The organism is Arthrobacter sp. 05T45, from assembly GCF_056395875.1.
In genome coordinates this window covers 1-449 of sequence record NZ_JBFTKI010000059.1, presented here as the reverse complement: position 1 = coordinate 449, position 449 = coordinate 1, and the positions used below count along the sequence as shown (strand labels likewise).

The following is a 449-nucleotide window of genomic DNA, read 5'->3' as shown; positions in this document are numbered from 1 at the left end:
CGTCCTGGGTGGCCTCGATCAGGTCCACGGCCGTGACGAGCGGCAGGCCGGTGATTTCGGCCAGGTGCCGGCAGGCGGCCTCGGCATACCCGGCGGGGGCGTTCAGGCCGGTGCCGATCGCGGTGGCACCGAGGTTGATTTCGTGGATCAGCAGGTCGGCCTCGGCCAGGCGGAGCCGGTCCTCGCCGATCGTGACGGCGTAGGTGCCGAACTCCTGGCCGAGCGTCATGGGGACGGCGTCCTGGAGCTGGGTGCGGCCCATTTTCACCACCGTGCGGAACTCGAGGGCCTTTGCGGCGAAGGCGTCTTCGAGCTCGGTGAGGGCCTGGAGCAGTTCCCGGGCCGCGAAGATCGTGCCGAGCTTGACCGCGGTGGGGTAGACGTCGTTGGTGGACTGGCTGAGGTTGACGTGGTCGTTGGGGTGCAGCCGGGCGTAGTCGCCCTTCGGG

The 449-nt window shown here is 69.7% G+C and carries 1 protein-coding gene; it reads right to left on the bottom strand.

Annotation, left to right across the window (positions count from 1 at the left end; genetic code table 11):
- Positions 1-449 (bottom strand): lyase family protein (locus tag AC1DGD_RS22145; protein ID WP_476858285.1); only part of this gene is annotated, 449 nt, incomplete at both ends.